The sequence below is a fragment of the Klebsiella sp. KP20-425-1 genome, assembly GCF_025813515.1.
GTDB classification, from domain to species: domain Bacteria; phylum Pseudomonadota; class Gammaproteobacteria; order Enterobacterales; family Enterobacteriaceae; genus Klebsiella; species Klebsiella pneumoniae.
In genome coordinates, this window is sequence record NZ_CP109614.1 from 4,445,152 (window position 1) to 4,461,170 (window position 16,019).

General features: G+C 56.3%; 17 protein-coding genes and 3 tRNA genes. 7 read left to right on the forward strand and 13 right to left on the reverse strand.

Features of this window, described 5'->3' with window-relative positions; translation table 11 throughout:
* Positions 1–16: 16 nt before the first annotated feature.
* The 11 genes from deoA to OHJ17_RS21775 all read right to left on the reverse strand — a co-directional run bounded on the left by deoA (position 17) and on the right by OHJ17_RS21775 (position 10,406).
* Complete coding sequence (deoA, locus tag OHJ17_RS21725) at positions 17–1,339, reverse strand: thymidine phosphorylase (RefSeq protein ID WP_032433822.1); 1,323 nt, start codon at positions 1,337–1,339, stop codon at positions 17–19.
* A 113-nt stretch (positions 1,340–1,452) separates the two neighbouring features.
* The gene (deoC, locus tag OHJ17_RS21730; protein ID WP_002887784.1) at positions 1,453–2,232 is read right to left on the reverse strand and encodes a deoxyribose-phosphate aldolase; all 780 of its coding nucleotides are present in this window, start codon (positions 2,230–2,232) and stop codon (positions 1,453–1,455) included.
* Positions 2,233–2,648: 416 nt separating this feature from the next.
* Positions 2,649–3,926, reverse strand: a complete 1,278-nt coding sequence (locus tag OHJ17_RS21735) for a NupC/NupG family nucleoside CNT transporter (RefSeq protein WP_004146034.1) — start codon at positions 3,924–3,926, stop codon at positions 2,649–2,651.
* Positions 3,927–4,056: 130 nt separating this feature from the next.
* On the reverse strand, positions 4,057–4,851 hold the full coding sequence (locus OHJ17_RS21740) for a metal-dependent hydrolase (protein ID WP_004192101.1): 795 nt from the start codon (positions 4,849–4,851) through the stop codon (positions 4,057–4,059).
* Complete coding sequence (locus tag OHJ17_RS21745; RefSeq protein ID WP_004146038.1) at positions 4,848–5,921, reverse strand: patatin-like phospholipase family protein; 1,074 nt, start codon at positions 5,919–5,921, stop codon at positions 4,848–4,850. The genes OHJ17_RS21740 and OHJ17_RS21745 overlap by 4 nt, the downstream gene beginning before the upstream one ends.
* A gap of 153 nt (positions 5,922–6,074) precedes the next feature.
* The gene (locus OHJ17_RS21750; RefSeq protein WP_002887716.1) at positions 6,075–6,236 is read right to left on the reverse strand and encodes a DUF1328 domain-containing protein; all 162 of its coding nucleotides are present in this window, start codon (positions 6,234–6,236) and stop codon (positions 6,075–6,077) included.
* A 129-nt stretch (positions 6,237–6,365) separates the two neighbouring features.
* Complete coding sequence (osmY, locus tag OHJ17_RS21755) at positions 6,366–6,986, reverse strand: molecular chaperone OsmY (RefSeq protein ID WP_004146042.1); 621 nt, start codon at positions 6,984–6,986, stop codon at positions 6,366–6,368.
* 219 nt (positions 6,987–7,205) lie between these two features.
* On the reverse strand, positions 7,206–8,795 hold the full coding sequence (gene prfC, locus OHJ17_RS21760) for a peptide chain release factor 3 (RefSeq protein ID WP_002887711.1): 1,590 nt from the start codon (positions 8,793–8,795) through the stop codon (positions 7,206–7,208).
* 90 nt (positions 8,796–8,885) lie between these two features.
* Positions 8,886–9,563, reverse strand: a complete 678-nt coding sequence (yjjG, locus tag OHJ17_RS21765; protein ID WP_004146044.1) for a pyrimidine 5'-nucleotidase — start codon at positions 9,561–9,563, stop codon at positions 8,886–8,888.
* A 14-nt stretch (positions 9,564–9,577) separates the two neighbouring features.
* Positions 9,578–10,024, reverse strand: a complete 447-nt coding sequence (rimI, locus tag OHJ17_RS21770) for a ribosomal protein S18-alanine N-acetyltransferase (RefSeq protein WP_004222533.1) — start codon at positions 10,022–10,024, stop codon at positions 9,578–9,580.
* Positions 9,993–10,406, reverse strand: a complete 414-nt coding sequence (locus tag OHJ17_RS21775) for a DNA polymerase III subunit psi (protein WP_004146046.1) — start codon at positions 10,404–10,406, stop codon at positions 9,993–9,995. The genes rimI and OHJ17_RS21775 overlap by 32 nt, the downstream gene beginning before the upstream one ends.
* A gap of 102 nt (positions 10,407–10,508) precedes the next feature.
* On the opposite strand from OHJ17_RS21775, the gene rsmC reads away from it, so the two are divergent.
* The 4 genes from rsmC (at position 10,509) to OHJ17_RS21795 (ending at position 12,028) form a co-directional block, all read left to right on the forward strand.
* Positions 10,509–11,537: a 16S rRNA (guanine(1207)-N(2))-methyltransferase RsmC gene (gene rsmC / locus OHJ17_RS21780; protein ID WP_004177499.1), complete on the forward strand. Its 1,029-nt coding sequence runs from the start codon at positions 10,509–10,511 to the stop codon at positions 11,535–11,537.
* Between the two features lie 171 nt (positions 11,538–11,708).
* Positions 11,709–11,795: transfer RNA gene (locus OHJ17_RS21785), tRNA-Leu, on the forward strand.
* A 28-nt stretch (positions 11,796–11,823) separates the two neighbouring features.
* Positions 11,824–11,910, forward strand: a tRNA-Leu gene (locus OHJ17_RS21790).
* Between the two features lie 31 nt (positions 11,911–11,941).
* Positions 11,942–12,028: transfer RNA gene (locus OHJ17_RS21795), tRNA-Leu, on the forward strand.
* Positions 12,029–12,048: 20 nt separating this feature from the next.
* On the opposite strand, the gene OHJ17_RS21800 is transcribed toward OHJ17_RS21795, so the two are convergent.
* Positions 12,049–12,288 (reverse strand): DUF1435 domain-containing protein, encoded by a 240-nt coding sequence (locus OHJ17_RS21800; RefSeq protein ID WP_002887654.1) that lies wholly within the window; start codon positions 12,286–12,288, stop codon positions 12,049–12,051.
* A gap of 70 nt (positions 12,289–12,358) precedes the next feature.
* Between OHJ17_RS21800 and OHJ17_RS21805 the strand changes: the two genes are divergently transcribed.
* The 3 genes from OHJ17_RS21805 (at position 12,359) to fhuF (ending at position 14,494) form a co-directional block, all read left to right on the forward strand.
* Positions 12,359–12,529 (forward strand): hypothetical protein, encoded by a 171-nt coding sequence (locus OHJ17_RS21805; RefSeq protein WP_004221147.1) that lies wholly within the window; start codon positions 12,359–12,361, stop codon positions 12,527–12,529.
* Between the two features lie 23 nt (positions 12,530–12,552).
* The gene (locus tag OHJ17_RS21810) at positions 12,553–13,599 is read left to right on the forward strand and encodes a GGDEF domain-containing protein (protein ID WP_032433821.1); all 1,047 of its coding nucleotides are present in this window, start codon (positions 12,553–12,555) and stop codon (positions 13,597–13,599) included.
* Positions 13,600–13,705: 106 nt separating this feature from the next.
* Complete coding sequence (fhuF, locus tag OHJ17_RS21815) at positions 13,706–14,494, forward strand: siderophore-iron reductase FhuF (protein ID WP_002887652.1); 789 nt, start codon at positions 13,706–13,708, stop codon at positions 14,492–14,494.
* Positions 14,495–14,543: 49 nt separating this feature from the next.
* On the opposite strand, the gene OHJ17_RS21820 is transcribed toward fhuF, so the two are convergent.
* Entirely contained in the window at positions 14,544–15,887 is a 1,344-nt protein-coding gene (locus tag OHJ17_RS21820) for a PTS cellobiose transporter subunit IIC (protein ID WP_002887650.1), read from the reverse strand.
* Positions 15,888–16,019 lie beyond the last annotated feature (132 nt).

The window sequence follows — 16,019 nt, forward strand, 5'->3', positions numbered from 1 at the left end:
TCAGATCAGTATATCGCTATTCAGTGATACGGCGATAGACTGTCGGTGTAATTTCCGGGGCTTTATCGTCCAGTTTAATGGCCGCTTTGACCGCTTTCGCGGCCTCCTGCCAGCTGTTCTCGTCTTTGGCATGGATCACCGCCAGCGGACGCTGTCCGTCGACGCGGTCACCCAGACACGCCATCTCGGTAAAGCCAACGCTATAGTCAATGGTGTCCGATGCCTGACGGCGGCCGCCGCCCATAGAAACCACTGCCATGCCCAGCGCGCGAGTATCCATCGCGCTGATAAAACCTTCGGTATCAGCATAGACTGCTTTGCTCAGCATCGCCGTCGGCAGATAATTAGCATAATTCTCGACAAAGTCGCTCGGCCCTTTCTGCGCCGCGACCATGCGGCCAAACACTTCCGCCGCTTTACCGTTATCCAGCACCGCCTGCAGCTTCGCGCGCGCCTCGGCATCGTCCGCCGCCAGCTTGCCGGAGATCAGCATTTCCACACACAGCGCCATTGTCACGTCGAACAGGCGCGGGTTGCGGTATTCGCCGGTCAGGAACTGCACCGCTTCGCGAACTTCAACGGCGTTGCCGGCGCTGGAGGCCAGCACCTGGTTCATATCGGTTAACAGCGCGGTGGTGCGCACGCCGGCGCCGTTGGCGACACCCACGATCGCTTCGGCCAGCGCGGCAGAGAGTTCATAAGTCGGCATAAACGCGCCGCTGCCGACTTTGACGTCCATCACCAGCGCATCCAGCCCTTCCGCCAGCTTCTTCGCCAGAATCGAGGCGGTAATCAGCGGGATGGAGTCCACCGTCGCGGTAATATCGCGGGTGGCATAGAAACGTTTGTCGGCCGGGGCAAGGGAGCTGGTCTGCCCGATAATTGCCACGCCAACATCTTTAATAATCTCGCGGAAGCGGTTGTCGTCCGGGAAGATATCGAAGCCCGGGATCGCTTCCAGTTTGTCCAGCGTACCGCCGGTATGGCCGAGGCCGCGGCCGGAGATCATCGGTACGTAACCACCGCAGGCGGCCACCATCGGCCCCAGCATCAGCGAAGTGACATCCCCGACGCCGCCGGTAGAGTGTTTATCGACGATTGGACCGTTAAGGTTGAGGCTTTTCCAGTCCAGAACGGTACCGGAATCCCGCATCGCCATGGTCAGCGAAACGCGCTCCGGCATAGACATATCGTGGAAGAAGATGGTCATCGCCAGCGCGGCGATCTGCCCTTCAGAGATAGTATTGTCGCGGATGCCGTTGATGAAAAAGCGGATCTCTTCATCGCTTAATGCCTGACCATCACGTTTTTTACGAATAATTTCTTGTGCGAGAAACACGGTAACCTCCCAAAGAGAATAAATTGCCGGATGACGGCGCGAGCGCCTTATCCGGCCTACAGGCATCAATTCGTAGGCCGGATAAGCGCAGCGCCATCCGGCAAATCAAGGGATTAGTAGCTGCTGGCGCTCTTGCCGTCGCCGTGACCCAGGGCTTTCAACAGGCTAGCCAGCAGGCTGGATGCGCCAAAACGATAGTGACGAGAATCGGCCCAGTCGGCGCCGAACAGTTCATCAGCGATCGCCAGGAACTGCTGCGCGTCTTCCGCGCTGCGCACGCCGCCCGCCGGTTTGAAGCCAACGGTTTTCTCAACGCCCATATCGCGGATCACTTCCATCATGATGCGCGCGCTTTCCGGCGTGGCATTCACCGGCACTTTACCGGTCGAGGTTTTGATGAAATCGGCCCCAGCTTTGATAGAGATTTCAGACGCTTTACGGATCAGCGCTTCTTCTTTCAGCTCACCGGTTTCGATGATCACTTTCAGCAGCACGTTAGCCGCCGCACAGGCTTCCTTACAGGCTTTCACCAGCTCGAAACCGACCTGCTCGTTGCCGGCGATCAGCGCGCGGTACGGGAAGACCACGTCCACTTCATCTGCTCCGTAAGCGATCGCCGCGCGGGTTTCCGCCAGCGCAATGTCGATATCGTCATTCCCGTGCGGGAAGTTGGTGACCGTGGCGATGCGAATATCCGGCGTCCCCTGCTCATTCAGCGTTTTACGGGCGATCGGGATGAAGCGCGGGTAGATGCAGACCGCCGCGGTGTTACCCACCGGCGTTTTCGCCTGATGACACAGGGCAATGACTTTCTCATTGGTGTCGTCGTCATTCAGGGTGGTCAGGTCCATCAGTTTTAACGCGCGCAGGCTGCTTGCTTTTAAATCAGTCATTTCATACTCCGCCGGCGTCATGCCGGATCAATAGTTTGTTCACCTTGCGAGTCTGTTACTATTGTAACATTCGCTCGTCGTTACACTTCGACACTCATCACAGTTAATGAAAACTACTTACTAATTTGCATTACTGTAACGTGATTAAGATCACAAATTACCACTCAATACCGCAGCAATTATCGTTAGTCCCCTCTTAAGCATAATCGATACTATACCGCCGATGAGAATGTGATAATTCTAACACACAATAACAGATGCACTCGATAGCGTGGCGCACATTTTGCCCAATTTACGGGCAATAAAAACGCTACAAATTGAAATATAAATCTTTTTTCAAAAAAGAGAGTGGTGATGGAATTATCACATTTACAGCAACACCAGCGGCACGGTGGCCGCTGGTTCAGGAGACAGGCTTACAGGGCGAGAAAAACCCCGGCGATGGTGGCGCTCATCAGGTTGGACAGCGTCCCCGCTGCTACCGCACGTAGCCCAAGCTGAGCGATATCCTGCCGCCGGTTGGGCGCCATTCCCCCGAGTCCGCCAATCAGAATGGCGATCGATGACAGGTTGGCAAAGCCGCACAGCGCGAAAGAGATAATGGCTTTGGTGTGATCTGAAATGACCTGCAGCCCGGCCGCCGCCACTTCGGCATCCGCCTTTAAATATTCGCCAAAGTTCATGTAGGCCACGAACTCGTTAATGATCAGCTTCTGGCCGATAAACGACCCCGCCACCGTCGCTTCGTGCCACGGCACGCCAATCACCCACGCCAGCGGTGAGAAGATCCAGCCGAGGATCATCTGCAGCGACAGCTCAGGATGGTTAAACCAGCCGCCGACGCCGGAGAGTATGCCATTCAGCAGGGCGATCAGCGCAATAAACGCCAGCAGCATCGCGCCGACGTTGAGCGCCAGTTGCATACCAGACGCGGCGCCGGAGGCGGCGGCATCCAGCACGTTGGCCGGTTTATCCGCGTCAGCGCTTTGGCTGTCATGAGCCGGGTTATCGTCCGGTTTTTCCGTTTCCGGTACGATAATTTTGGCAAACAGCAGGCCTCCCGGCGCCGCCATAAACGACGCGGCAATAAGGTACTCCAGCGGAACGCCCATCTGCGCATAGCCCGCCAGTACCGAGCCCGCCACCGAGGCCAGGCCGCCGCACATGACCGCAAACAGCTCCGAGCGAGTCATGGTGGCGATATAAGGACGCACCACCAGCGGCGCTTCGGTCTGGCCAACAAAGATGTTCGCCGTGGCCGACAGCGATTCGGTACGTGAGGTCTTCAGCACTGCCCGCAGCGCGCCGCCGAGAATGCGAATGACCAGCTGCATAATGCCCAGGTAGTAAAGCACGGCAATCAGCGACGAGAAGAAGACGATCACCGGCAGCACGCGCAGGGCAAAGACGAAGCCGCCGCCGCCAAACACCTCGAACATTTTATCGGAGACCAGCCCGCCGAAGATGAAACTAATCCCTTCATTGCCGTAGGCAATAACGCTGGCGACGCCATTCGACATCGCTAATAGCGCCGCGCGCCCGGCCGGTACATACAATATTAACGCGCCGATACCCACCTGGATTATCCAGGCGCCGAGCACGGTGCGCAGGTTAATGGCTTTTCGGTTATTGGAGAGCAGCACAGCAATGGCCAATAGCGCCACCATGCCGATAAGTCCCATGAGGATTTGCATACAGATTCCCTGTGTTTTTGATAGTCCAGTACTAACCGCGTGATTATATCGGCCTGAAACTATCCTGCCCGTCTGGCTTCACACATTTTAAGCAAATCAATGATATGGATGGACAATTATGAGAAATCGATCACCATACAGAGACCGGGGGAAGGGAAAACAAGGCGAGCGTATTGTGCATGATCCCTTCTTCTATGGCTGCCGGCGACTCCGGACGCAGTTCGCACAGCGCCTCAAATACCCGTGCAGCTTGTTCCGGTCGATTGGGCTGTCCCTGAAAGCCATTTAGCGGCATATCCGGGGCATCGGTCTCCAGCAGCAGAGCGGAAAGCGGCAGACGCGCCATCACTTCACGGGTTTTACTGGCGCGGGGATAGGTAATGGTGCCGCCAACGCCGATCTTATAGCCAAGCTGAACGAAGCGCTCGGCCTGCTGCAGGCTGCCGGCAAAGCCATGGATGACTCCGGTACGCGGCAGGGCATGTTTTTTCAGCAGCATCGCCAGCTTATCGTGGGTGCGTCTGGAGTGGAGGATCACCGGCAGATCGTAACGCTTCGCCAGCCTCAGCTGCGCTTCCAGCAGCGCCTGCTGACGATCAAACTGCGGATCGTCGCGATAAAGATCGAGGCCAATCTCTCCCACCGCCACCAGTTTAGGCGGCCGCTGCGCCATCAAGGCTTCCAGCTGCGCCAGTCCCTCATCAGTATGCTCTTCGATGACGATCGGATGCATACCCAGCGCGGCGTACAGCGCTTCGTGCTGAGCTGCCAGCGCCAGCACGCGGCTAAAACGCTCAGCAGAGATGGCTGGAACGATAATTCGCCCGACGCCGGCCTGCGCCGCACGCGCCAGGCTGGCGACCTCATCTGCCGCGAAGGGGGGAAAATCAAAGTGACAGTGGGTATCGATAAAACGGTGCGTCACGCCAGATCCTCATGATCAAAACTGGGGTCATTCGCCTGGGGCGCAGGAATGATGGTCGCCTGGGGCGCTTCATTGGCCACCGGCACCGGCGGCACCACCACCGGCGCGGGCCGGGCAATACGCGGCGCGTGGCGCAGCAGCGGCGGCTGGTCGGCCAGTAGTTTACCCACCGTTGCCAGGAAATAACGGCCGCACTGGCGCCCGGTTTTGTAGTCCTCCAGCAGCGCCGGTAGTCGGCTGCCAAGCGCCATGCTGCGCAGCGGCCGCTGCGGATAGATTTCGAAGATCCGCAACTTACCCGGCGGTTTCTCGATGAACTGCTGGATGGCGCGGTAGGTGGTTTCGTGATGATGCACCAAATTGACCAGCGGTTGCAGACTACTCTCTCCCAGCCAGCGCTCCATCCGCTTGAACCACTGCGGGGTATAAAACATCTGCGAAGGGACGGTACGGATCACCACGATGGTCTGGGCGCCGCGGCGGGCCGCCTCCTGCACCGGGATCGCATCGCTGACGCCGCCGTCCAGGTAGCTAACGCCGTCGAGCAAAACGCCGCTGCGATAAAAGCCGGGGATGGCGCTGGAGGCGCGGATCAGATCCAGCCACGTTTGCGGCGTCGGCGAAAAATAGCTGGCGGAGTAATCGTCACCGCGGCAAGCGCATAGCCACAGCTCTTTCCCCAACGCGAACTGCGCTTCGGCATAGTTCATGGCAAGCGGCATTTGCTGCGAAGTGGCCTCAACCAGCCAGTCGAGATCGATAAGGTTGCCGCCGCGCACAAAGCGCATCGGATCGAAAAACTGGCGTGAAGTGGTGTAGCGGGTGATAACTTTGCGGGCATAGCCTTGCTGATTACACATGTAGGCGGAGAGGTTTTGCGCGCCGGCGGAAGTACCCAGCATCAGGTCAAAGGGGTTAAATCCGGCGCGCATAAATTCGTCCAGCACCCCGGCAGTAAAAATCCCTCGCTGTCCTCCGCCTTCGCATACCAGCGCCAGCTTGCCTGGTCGGAAGGGTTTAACCGCCAGCGGGGCGATATTGCCCAGCGTGACGGGAATGCGTTGCCCCACCCTGCTTTCCTGTTCGATTGATCTTCTCCTGACAAGGTAACGCAATTTGCCCGCCGCTTAAACCGCGAAAGCCAGTCCTCAGGACTGGCTTTGTGTAAGATGACGTGTCAGTAAAAATGCTTAGGCTTCAGTATCGCCCGCATCGCGGGCCGCCTAAGGACGTCTGCGTCCTGTAAACAGGCTCACCAGGAACAGGATAATCCCGACGACAAAGACGATTTTCGCAGCGCCAGCGGCCGTACCCGCCAGACCACCAAAGCCCAGAGCCGCAGCAATTAATGCAATGACCAGAAAAATAATTCCCCATCGAAACATACTTTTCTCCTTACCATAATGGACGGTGAACAGCGGTTTGCGCACCCTTTCTGTATAGCTCATCGCTCAGTGGATGCTGCTATTCGTTCGGCAACCTTGGCCAGACAACACTTTTGTTAATAACTCGGTTTACTTAACGCTAAGATCGTTGCGCACGCTTTTCACACCGGAGACCGCTTTCGCAATCTCTGCGGCACGCTCCGCCTGCGCCGCGGAAGCCACCGTACCGGTCAGATGTACCGCGCCGGCGTTGGTTTCGACTTTCACATTGCGCGAAGGGACAATGTCATCCGCCAGCAGCTTGGCTTTCACTTCGCTGGTAATGGCGGTATCCCCGGCATAGCCTTTCAGCGTCGCCGTCTCGCTCGATGATTTATGATGGACCGTCAGCTTGTCGTTAACGTGTGAGACGCCTTTGACCTCTTTCGCTACGCTCAGTGCCTGACTTTTCTGTTCAGCACTGGTGACGTCGCCGCTGAGGGTGACCACTTTATTCTCCGTTTTCACCGAAATATCGCCGGAGTTAATATCTTTATGGTCGATCAGCGCCGCTTTTACCCGTGCGGTAATGGTACTGTCATCCATAAAATCGCCGACTTTGTTAATCGAATTATCTACCGCCTCTCCCGCATTGCTGGCAGCCGACTTCGCACTGTCTACCGTTGTTTTTTCCGTCTCTGCCGAGGCGTTCAACGCGGCTAAGCCTAAGAAGAGCGCCAGCAACATATTGGCATTCTTTAGTCTGGTCATCGTTATGTCCTCGTTTTTTCACCAGCGCTGGCGTCTTATCGCAGTGAATTACGCCAGCATTTTTAAAAACACGAATTAAATATAGTAGACAGACGAAGGGGTTGCGGAGGATATGGATAAAAAACAGACGAATTAGCGGTGTTTTAAGAACTTTCCAGAAGGAAGGGAACGGGGGCGTAATCAGAAAAAAGCGCGGCCTGCGCCGCGCTTCGTCAGGGATTAGTGCTCGCGCGTTTTGCGGAACACCACGTCAGGGTAACGCTCCTGCGTCAGGTTCAGGTTGACCATTGTCGGGGCGATGTAGGTCAGGTTATCGCCGCCATCCAGCGCCAGCTGAACTTCATTTTTCCGCTTGAACTCTTCGAACTTCTTCACGTCAGTAGATTCAACCCAGCGCGCGGTGGCCACGTTGACCGATTCGTAAATCGCTTCCACGTTGTATTCGCTTTTCAGACGCGCTACCACCACGTCAAACTGCAGCACGCCGACGGCGCCAACGATCAGATCGTTATTAGCGATCGGGCGGAAGACCTGGACCGCGCCCTCTTCAGAGAGCTGAACCAGCCCTTTCAGCAGCTGTTTCTGCTTCAGCGGATCCTTCAGGCGAATACGACGGAACAGTTCCGGCGCGAAGTTCGGAATACCGGTGAACTTCATCATCTCGCCCTGGGTAAAGGTATCGCCAATCTGAATGGTGCCGTGGTTATGCAGGCCGATGATATCGCCTGGGTACGCTTCTTCAACGTGCGAGCGATCGCCCGCCATAAAGGTCAGCGCGTCGGAAATCACTACGTCCTTGCCGATACGCACCTGACGCAGCTTCATGCCTTTTTCATATTTGCCGGACACCACCCGCATGAAAGCCACGCGGTCGCGGTGTTTCGGATCCATGTTGGCCTGAATTTTAAACACGAAGCCGGTGAATTTCTCTTCCGTGGCGGTGACTTCACGCGTGTCGGTGTTGCGCGGCATCGGCGCCGGGGCCCACTCCACCAGGCCATCCAGCATATGGTCAACGCCGAAGTTACCTAACGCGGTTCCGAAGAAGACCGGGGTGATTTCCCCGGCCAGGAACAGATCTTTATCGAACTCGTTCGACGCCCCCTGCACCAGCTCCAGCTCGTCACGCAGCTGCTGCGCCAGGTCTTCCCCCACCGCCGCGTCGAGATCCGGGTTGTTAAGCCCCTTCACGATACGCACTTCCTGGATGGTGTGGCCTTTACCGGTCTGATACAGGTAGGTTTCGTCTTTGTAGAGATGATAAACGCCTTTGAACAGCTTGCCGCAGCCGATAGGCCAGGTAATCGGCGCGCAGCCGATTTTCAGCTCGTTCTCGACCTCATCCAGCAGCTCCATCGGATCGCGGATATCACGGTCGAGTTTGTTCATAAAGGTGAGGATCGGCGTATCGCGCAGACGGGTGACTTCCATCAGCTTACGGGTCCGATCTTCGACGCCTTTTGCCGCGTCAATCACCATCAGGCAGCAGTCCACCGCCGTCAGGGTACGGTAGGTATCTTCGGAGAAGTCTTCGTGCCCCGGGGTATCCAGCAGGTTCACCAAGCAGTCATGATACGGGAACTGCATTACCGAGGTGGTGATCGAGATACCACGCTGCTTTTCCATCTCCATCCAGTCGGATTTCGCGTGCTGGCTGGAACCACGACCTTTTACTGTACCGGCGGTCTGAATCGCCTGTCCGAACAGCAGCACCTTTTCGGTGATGGTGGTCTTACCGGCATCCGGGTGAGAAATAATGGCAAAAGTGCGGCGTTTGGCCACCTCTTGCAGATAAGGAGACAACGTCATAATTAATCTTCTAAGTAAACGCGGCCATGGGCCACGCATGTGGAATACGAAAAATTGCGGCTATTTTACCCATCAACGGGGGGGAGGCAATCAGTGTTTACACAGGAGCTGCTCCAGTTCGCTTAACGAGGTCACCGTCCAGTCCGGCTCGAGGTCCGCCGGCAGCTCGCGCTGATGCGCATTGAGCCAGCAGGTCGCCAGTCCGGCGTTCACGCCGCCGCGAATATCCGACTCGGCGGTATCACCGACCATCAGCACCCGCGAGCGCGGTGGGTTACCCGCCTGCGCCAGCGCATAATCGAAAATACGCGCGTCCGGCTTGGCGACACCCACCTGTTCAGAAATAATCAGCAAATCAAAGTGATCGCGTAAACCTGTCCGCTCCAGACGAGTCTGCTGCAGCGAGGTAAAGCCGTTGGTGATGATGCCCATTCTGACCTTGCCCTGCAGCGCGTTGAGCAGCGAGACCGCGCCCGGCAACGGGGCACAGATTTCCGCCATCGCATTCATAAACGCGTCGTTGAGTTCCCCGGGCGGCACATTCAAACGTTCCGCCCAGCTGTCAAAACGCTGGTGCTGCAGCTGCAGCGAGGTGATGGCGCCGTTTTGGTAATCCACCCATAGCGGCTTGTTCACGGCCTGATAGTCCTGAAAATCTTCGGCGGTAAAGGTCACGCTGTAGTCGAGAAACATCCGCTGCAAGCCGCTGAAAGAATCAAACGTAAACAGCGTTTCATCGGCATCAAAGAAAATCCAGTCCCATTTCATCGTATCACCTTGTGTTACATACTGATTGGCAGAGCCATAATAATGGCGTCTTCGCGTCCGTCGGCCGTAGGATAGTAGTTGCGGCGGATGGTTGCCTCATTGAAACCTACGCTCTCATACAGCGCGATGGCGGCAACGTTGGATGCTCGCACCTCCAGCCACAGCGTGACGACGCCGAGTTTTTCGACTTCATCAATGACATGCTCCAGCAGCGCTCGCCCCAGGCCGCGGCGCTGGTACGCGGGATCGACGGCGATATTGAACAGCGTCGCCTCATCCAGCACCACTTGCGTAATGGCGAAAGCCGCCATTTCGCCATCTACCGATAGCTGATAGTTGCGATAGCGCTCCCCCTGGTTACTGGCCAGAGTCTGTTCGCTCCACGGGAAAGCGTGGGCGCGTTTTTCGATGTGCCAGGCTCTGGTTAAATCAGCCGTGCTGAGGGTAGAAATCGTGTTCATGTGCGCAGATTTGTTGCCAGAGCGCCCTGCGAGCCGGCGCGCTGGTCTGGAGTTCATCAAAAGCGGGGGTGGACACCTGGGCGCCCGCCAGCGGCAGCGACGCCTCTGTGCCCAACCGCCAGCTGTTGCAGCGGCTGTCCTGCGGCAGCATCGCCACCCGCTCCGGGGTCAGCTGCAGGACCTGATCTGGCGTCACGGCCAGCGCGCGTAATATGTCGCCAATCAGCGGCTCTGTCAGCGACGGCGGGGTTTCCGCCACCATCACCAGACGAATATGTTCAGGAAGCGAGATAGCGATTTCGCCCTGCAACGCCCCCGGTCGGCGCAGCGACCACTGGGTAATGCCCAGCTGCTGTAATTGCCAGTCTCGTCGGGATGTCATAGCGAAACACTCCTGTTAAAAAAGCGCGCAATATAGCAAATCCGTCGTATCTGCGCCAACAAACTACTATAATCGGCGCCAGTCTTAATGAAGGAGTGTTTCATGTCCGCTTTTACCCCGGCAAGTGAAGTCTTGCTGCGCCACAGTGATGATTTCGAGTCCGCCCGCGTTCTGTTTGCCGGTGACCTGCAGGATGACCTGCCTGCGCGTCTGGATACCGCGGCCAGCCGCGCCCACACCCAACAGTTTCACCACTGGCAGGTCCTCAACCGCCAGATGGGTGACACCGTCCGTTTTAGCTTAGTGGCTGAGGCCGCTGACGTCGCCGAATGCGACACCCTGATCTACTACTGGCCAAAGAACAAACCAGAGGCGCAGTTCCAGCTGATGAACCTGCTCTCTCTGCTGCCGGTGGGAAGCGACATTTTCGTCGTCGGTGAAAACCGCAGCGGCGTCCGCAGCGCGGAGCAGATGCTGGCTGAATACGCGCCATTAAACAAAGTGGATAGCGCGCGCCGCTGTGGCCTCTATCATGGCCGTCTGGAAAAGCAGCCGACCTTCGACGCCGACGCATTCTGGGGCGAATACACACTGGATAATCTGACGATTAAAACCCTGCCGGGCGTCTTCAGCCGCGACGGTCTGGACGTCGGCAGCCAGCTGCTGCTCTCCACCCTCGAGCCGCATACCAAAGGGAAAGTGCTCGACGTCGGCTGCGGCGCGGGCGTGCTGGCCGCCGCGCTGGCCAGCCATTCACCGAAAGTGCGCCTCACCCTGTGCGACGTCAGCGCCCCGGCGGTTGAAGCCAGCCGCGCGACGCTTGCCGCCAACGGCCTGGCTGGCGATGTGTTTGCCAGCAACGTCTTCTCCGAGGTCAATGGTCGCTTCGACATGATCATCTCCAACCCGCCATTCCATGACGGCCTGCAGACCAGTCTCGAAGCCGCCCAGGCGCTGATCCGCGGCGCGGTTCGCCATCTGAACAGCGGCGGCGAGCTGCGCATTGTCGCCAACGCCTTCCTGCCGTATCCGCAGGTGCTGGATGAAACGTTCGGCTTCCATGAGGTGATCGCTCAGACCGGGCGCTTTAAGGTCTATCGCACCATCATGACCCGTCAGGCGAAAAAATAATCGTCTTTTCACGCCGGCGGCCCGCTCCTGGTACCGCTGGCGCTTCCCGCGGGCAAATCCGCCCATTTTTGCAGCAATCGATACAACCTGCATAATTAACTATTGACGTGTCGCCGAAAACCACTAGAATGCGCCTCCGTGGTAACGATACTTTCAGAGTATCGATGGTATGCGAAGGTGGCGGAATTGGTAGACGCGCTAGCTTCAGGTGTTAGTGTCCTTACGGACGTGGGGGTTCAAGTCCCCCCCCTCGCACCATAATCCACGAAGATATTGCTCGCACTGGGCGAAGGTGGCGGAATTGGTAGACGCGCTAGCTTCAGGTGTTAGTGTCCTTACGGACGTGGGGGTTCAAGTCCCCCCCCTCGCACCAACGAGGCAATATCTCAAAGAAAGAATACTGTGCGAAGGTGGCGGAATTGGTAGACGCGCTAGCTTCAGGTGTTAGTGTCCTTACGGACGTGGGGGTTCAAGTCCCCCCCCTCGCACCAATATTCTTCCCTCTCCGGCATTATCCTCTCAGTTTAATATCCACAATCATCAGCATTATTCCGCCGATCAACGCGACACACGATGGCAGCAGGATAAAATGGCGCAATTGACGATGCCAGATCATCGCCGCGGACATCAGCATGCCCACCGCGACCAGTACCCGCCATACGTCAGCCGACACTCCGGCATACCCGAGAGCGACAATTAGCGCGCCGGGAATCATCACTCCCCAGCCGCTTCCTAATGCTCGCTGCAGCATGGTTTCACCTCTTACAACGATAATGATAACCAATATCATATGATAATCTTTATCATTTGTCATTTGCGACGTGCTCTGCCCCTTTTTCTTTACGTTCGCGGTAATGACATACATTCATGAAGGTGATAAATTAAGCGGATTATCGATATATATTAAATATTTTGCTTATTTTGCAAATAACCTTTTTTTGCACATTGTTATCAGACTCTTCATTTTTGGCTTTCATCATTTTGAAATTTAACGACTAATAATGATTCTTCCGATATGACTGCACAAACCTGGCGAGCACACTACGCACAAAAATATCAATATTCCTTACGGCTTTTTTTACTGCTTAATTTCATTTCTTCCTCGCTGTCGCTGGTCACCCCCCTATTTACGGTAGTTCGTTTTACGCTGCCCTGCGCCCTGATCGTCGTCTGCAGCGCGCTGCTGCTGCTCTGGCACTGGAAATGGCCGCAATCGAAAATAAATATTCCCACTATCTCGTTGTTATTTGGCATGCTATGGGCATGGCACGTAGTGACAAAAGCGATGCTATTGACACCACCGCATTTTAACTATCTGGTGATCGCCCTATTAAGCATTCTGTTTATCGGCACCATCGCTTTTTCCAATAATATCACTGCCTTTACCCTCCACTCTTTACCAACTTTCCTTGCCTGCCTGATAATGGCGGAGGGGGAACAATGGTTGCGTATGACTTACTGCTTTATGCTGCCTATAGCCGGTATTACCCTGCAAAATATTATCCAGAAGCGCAGCGATGCCTTTACGCAGGGTTTAATGGATAAACTGATGCATGAACGCAATACGCTCAACGATCTCAGTATGCTCGATCCCCTGACCGGTTTGTATAATCGCCGCGGACTGCAGAACCGCCTCGATACCCTGCTGGCGCTGGACGGCGACAACCACTACGTGCTGCTCCTCGATATCGATCACTTCAAGGCCTATAACGATCACTATGGTCATATGATGGGTGACCAGGCGCTTATTCGCGTCTCTGCTGCCATTCGCAACGCTGTACGCTCACGCGATATTGTTGCCCGCTTTGGTGGAGAGGAGTTTATGGTGCTGCTGACCAATAGCAGCGAAGAAACGGCCTGGCAGACAGCCGAACGTATACGTCAGCGGGTCTATGACCTGAAGATCCCGCATATGTTTAATGAAAGCGTCGCCACCAACGTCACCATCAGTATTGGCCTGACGCCGCTCATTAATGACAACATTGAACAAGCGCTGGCGCGCGCCGACGGCGCACTCTATGAGGCCAAAAATAAAGGCCGCAACATTATTCTTGCCAGTTGACCTGCGCGCGCTGCGACATCGCGGCGCCGATAAAAGCCTTGCCATGCCGCCTGCAAGCAACTAATATCAGTAATCATTATCATTTAGATTTGTATCTGGAAATCGAATGGCCTGGCGTTCCCTTCCTCTCAGCGATGAACTTATCTGGCGGGCTCCTTTGCCGACGGCTGAGCATGCCCTGGCGGAGAGTATTCGGGAAAAAATCGCCACCCTGCGTCCACACCTGCTTGATTTCCTGCGACTTGACGAACCCGCCCCACGGCACGCGTTAACGCTTGCCGAATGGTCGCAACCCATCGCCTTGCGCTCCCTGCTGGCCACCTGGTCCGATCATATCTATCGTCATCAGCCGACGCTGCCTCGGGAACAGAAGCCTCTGCTCTCGCTCTGGGCGCAATGGTATATCGGCCTGCTGGTGCCGCCGCTGATGCTGGCGCTGCTCAATGAACCGCAAGGCCTCAGCCTGGCGCCAGAACATTTCCATGTCGAGTTTCATGAAAGCGGCCGGGCGGCCTGCTTCTGGATTGATGTGCATAGCGATGCCGACATCGAGAGGCTTTCACCGCAGGCGCGAATGGATGCCCTGGTAACGCGCACCCTGCAGCCGGTTGTTGAGGCGCTGGCAGCGACGGGCGAAATCAATAGCAAACTTATCTGGAGCAATACCGGCTATCTGATTAACTGGTATCTTGGGGAAATGCGCGCGCTGCTGGGTGATGAGCGGCTTGCCGCGCTACGTCAGCACTGTTTTTTTGAAAAACAACTCGCCGATGGCCAGGATAACCCGCTGTGGCGAACGGTGATGCTGCGTGAAGGGCAGTTAGTCCGACGCACCTGCTGTCAGCGCTATCGCCTGCCGGATGTCCAACAGTGCGGCGACTGTACGCTTAAATAATTACCACTTACCTGAAAAGTAACGGGCGGCCTTTACCGCCCGTTGCTATTTATGCGGTCTGTTGACTCTCCTGCTCCGCCCGCTCGGCCTCTTCCGCTTCCTGAGCAAGCAGCTGTTTCTCATATACCTTAAAGAATGGGAAGTAGATGATTGCCGACACGCAGGCCAGAACAATGACCAGAATCGCCGCCCGGAAATCCCAGCCCAACGCCCAGGCGCCGCCAATTGGCGCTGGCGCCGTCCATGGTACGACGGAGATGACGCGGCCAATCAGATCCAGCTTCATTGCCGCCCAGGCCAGCACCGCGTTCACCATCGGCGCCAGCAGGAACGGAATAAAGAACACTGGGTTCATGACGATAGGCGTCCCAAAGATCACCGGCTCGTTGATATTGAACAGGCTTGGCACCACGCTCAAACGACCAATGGAGCGCAAATGCGCTGAACGGCTGCGCAGATAACAGAACACCAGTCCCATGGTCGCCCCGGAACCTCCGACCACGATAAAGAAGGTCCAGAACGCCTCCATAAAGATATGCGGCAGAGGCGCGCCCTGGGCCAGCGCCTGCTGGTTCATACCGAGGTTAGTCAGCCAGAACATCTGCAGCATCCCGGACACGATCGCCGCACCGTGGATCCCGGCAAACCACAGCAGGTGGCCGATCAGCACCGCCAACAGAATTGCCGGCAGAGAGTCGGCTGCCGAAACCAGCGGCTTGAAAATGGCCATAATGGCCTGCGGGATCAGCATGTCAAAATGGTGCTGGATAAACAGGCTCAGCGGATAGAGCGTCAGCACGACCACCAGCACCGGGATCAACAGATCAAACGAGTTTTTGATCATCGGCGGAACCTGGTCCGGCAAGCGGATCCCAATGTTGTGCGCTTTCAAGAAACGCATCATCTCCACGCAGTAGATCGCCACCAGAATGGCGGTAAAGATCCCGGTCCCCCCGAGGCTATCCACCGGCAGCGTGCCATTGGTTTTCGGCGCGGCAATCAGCAAAAAGGCCATGATCGACAGCATTGCGCACATAAAGGGATCGAGCTGATTGGATTTCTCGTAATGCTTACCGAGGTTATAGGAGATTGCCGCGCAGATGTAGATCGACATGATCCCCATCGTCATATCAAAGGGGGTCAGAATACGCCCCTCAAACTCTTTCGCCAGATCCAGCCAGGCGCGGGCAAAACCCCAGGTGGTATCCGGTGAGAACGGTGGATAAGCAAACACTAACAGGAACGATCCGACGATCATAAACGGCATCGCTGAGATAAATCCGTCACGGATAGCCATGACGTGGCGCTGCGACGAGATCCGCCCTGCTATGGGGCTTATGTAATTTTCTACAAAGCGAAATATCAAATTAAACGCAGCATGGTTAGCAGACATAGTAGCCCTCCTGACAGGCTATTGATACTGGCCCAACAACGATTACCCTGCCGTTACGATGACCGCTTTTTGACGCAGCAGGCCGCTGGCGGATGTGCAACCGGCTATACTGCTCATGAGGCAACGATTCAT

What these genes read in the sequence shown, in the direction of transcription:
- OHJ17_RS21810 (WP_032433821.1), top strand. Translation starts at nt 12,553, where the DNA reads ATGACTGCACAAACCTGGCGAGCACACTACGCACAAAAATATCAATAT.
- OHJ17_RS21735 (WP_004146034.1), bottom strand. Translation starts at nt 3,926, where the DNA reads ATGCAAATCCTCATGGGACTTATCGGCATGGTGGCGCTATTGGCCATT.
- rimI (WP_004222533.1), bottom strand. Translation starts at nt 10,024, where the DNA reads ATGAACACGATTTCTACCCTCAGCACGGCTGATTTAACCAGAGCCTGG.
- osmY (WP_004146042.1), bottom strand. Translation starts at nt 6,986, where the DNA reads ATGACCAGACTAAAGAATGCCAATATGTTGCTGGCGCTCTTCTTAGGC.
- deoC (WP_002887784.1), bottom strand. Translation starts at nt 2,232, where the DNA reads ATGACTGATTTAAAAGCAAGCAGCCTGCGCGCGTTAAAACTGATGGAC.
- OHJ17_RS21820 (WP_002887650.1), bottom strand. Translation starts at nt 15,887, where the DNA reads ATGTCTGCTAACCATGCTGCGTTTAATTTGATATTTCGCTTTGTAGAA.
- OHJ17_RS21750 (WP_002887716.1), bottom strand. Translation starts at nt 6,236, where the DNA reads ATGTTTCGATGGGGAATTATTTTTCTGGTCATTGCATTAATTGCTGCG.
- rsmC (WP_004177499.1), top strand. Translation starts at nt 10,509, where the DNA reads ATGTCCGCTTTTACCCCGGCAAGTGAAGTCTTGCTGCGCCACAGTGAT.
- prfC (WP_002887711.1), bottom strand. Translation starts at nt 8,795, where the DNA reads ATGACGTTGTCTCCTTATCTGCAAGAGGTGGCCAAACGCCGCACTTTT.
- yjjG (WP_004146044.1), bottom strand. Translation starts at nt 9,563, where the DNA reads ATGAAATGGGACTGGATTTTCTTTGATGCCGATGAAACGCTGTTTACG.
- fhuF (WP_002887652.1), top strand. Translation starts at nt 13,706, where the DNA reads ATGGCCTGGCGTTCCCTTCCTCTCAGCGATGAACTTATCTGGCGGGCT.
- OHJ17_RS21800 (WP_002887654.1), bottom strand. Translation starts at nt 12,288, where the DNA reads ATGCTGCAGCGAGCATTAGGAAGCGGCTGGGGAGTGATGATTCCCGGC.
- OHJ17_RS21775 (WP_004146046.1), bottom strand. Translation starts at nt 10,406, where the DNA reads ATGACATCCCGACGAGACTGGCAATTACAGCAGCTGGGCATTACCCAG.